1 protein-coding gene is annotated in these 1889 nt (G+C 57.3%); it reads right to left on the reverse strand.

Annotation, left to right across the window (positions count from 1 at the left end; genetic code table 11):
- Nucleotides 1–53: 53 nt before the first annotated feature.
- Nucleotides 54–1889: hypothetical protein (locus tag AWB94_RS34915; RefSeq protein ID WP_165766682.1), on the reverse strand; the 1836-nt coding region annotated here is incomplete at its 5' end.

The following is a 1889-nucleotide window of genomic DNA, read 5'->3' on the forward strand; positions in this document are numbered from 1 at the left end:
CTCATTTTCGAGAGACCTCGACCTCTATCCCGGCAACGACGCGCCAACCACCTCTACACCCTCATCTGTGAAGAGCCTGCAAACGCAACCGAGTGCGGCTGGGGCAGGAGCGCACAGAGCAACGGCCATGCTTGCTCTGGTCGCTGAGCGGCGAAACGGGCGAGGACGTTGTTCCTCGAAGTGAGCGACGCTGCAGTCTGAGGCAACCAGTATCGGAAGACACTGACGAGCGAGTTGAGTGGTCGATTCTGATTCTTGTCGTCACCCGGGTCCAAGACGGCCAGTTCGAGCATTAACTGCACGGCGGCGCCAAAATGGTCGAGCGACCACGCGAGTCGTTCGAGCGCCCACAGAATAAAGACGTGCGGACTCGTTGGCCCGAAGAAGCGGGCTTCCTGACCGAAAACCTCGCCGTCGAGCGCGCCTCCAGAGCGTATGGCTTGTCCGAGTGCGTCCATGAAAACGTCTGGTGCTGCCTCCGCTAGCAGCGACAAGACGTCAAGGAGCGATTCCCATTGCTTCCCAGATGAATCGGCGTTGGCCTTATCCAGTAGATTGCGCACAATCGCTGAGGCTCGCGTGTCCAATGGTGGGGCACCAGGGTGTTCGAACTCGCTACCTCGAGAGCCCATCACCGCCAGCGTTGTGGCAAGGCCAATTCGAGTGCCATCAGAATGTGGCCTCACCTTCCCTTCGATCCCCGCTTTCCAACGATCGGCCCTCGGCAACTCAAGTGCGGGGTCTGGCACGTCTAGTACATTGCTGACTGCCAGCTGAAGCGCCGCTAGGTCCTCGTTGTTTAGAAGGGGCAAGACATCGAGACTGCTGGCCTCGATATCGAACCGCCGCCAGGCACTGCCAACTCTTGTGAAGGTTGGCATCGGTCCCTCAGCGAGTACTTCTACTTCGGCGCGCACGGTATCAACGGACAACCCAGTGATCTCTTCGATGACGGCTCTATCGCCAGCACGGTCAAAATCCCAGGAGCCCAGCAACCACATTCTCCGACCAATTTGCGATGTCGCCAGTTCAACACCTCGTGCAGGGGCTGCGGTCCCAGCCAAGGAACTGTTCCGTAGCTCACTTGCGTAGAGAGGCACGTTCTTATTTAGAAAGCGCGCCAACTTGATGGCTTGATTTCGGTCCACTCCAGCATCAATTAGAGTTTGTTTGGTCGGTGCAATCGGTACATCAGGCAGTCTTATCGACGGGGCTGCAGTGCTTGTTGTATGAAGAACAACGTGGTGTTTTCGTATGAGATCGGTTTGTCGGCTGAAGGAATCGTCAAACGGCAACAGGATCAACGGGCCCTCAGCACTGCCAAGAGCTCGGAGCGTCGCAGCGTCGAACACTACAAGGGCGCGGTCGAAGATCGCCCGACGCACCTCTTCATCTTGCGCCTCAACGGCAGCAGCCGAAAATGCGAGGACGTCGTCTATCGTCTTGGCGTTTATTCCGATTGACTTCGGCAGCCCGTCCAACAGTCGATGAATGAGCTCATCCCGCTCCCGCTCTCGCCCACTAAGCACGATATCAGCGGTCAACAAACCACGCATTCCACCCCGGTATTCAGCCCACAGTTGCTCCAGGGTGCGCACTCCGCTGGACGGAAGCCCAATTTCTTCTGAGAACCATATATGGGTCTGTGGTGACCGTTCCAGAGCGGCATAAATATCCGACGAGTTGAGAACGCGAACGTCCTTCCATTTCCCCTCCGCTCTGCGCTCCTTAGCCCACTTCTTGCCGTCGCGCCATTGGCGTGGTGTGACAAAAACAAATGTCGTTTTCGAAATGTCGACGCCTACGGAATCCGGCTCTTCACAGATGAGGGTGTAGAGGTGGTTGGCGCGTCGTTGCCGGGATAGAGGTCGAGGTCTCTCGAAAATGCG

Source organism: Mycolicibacterium canariasense (assembly GCF_002101555.1).
GTDB lineage: Bacteria > Actinomycetota > Actinomycetes > Mycobacteriales > Mycobacteriaceae > Mycobacterium > Mycobacterium canariasense.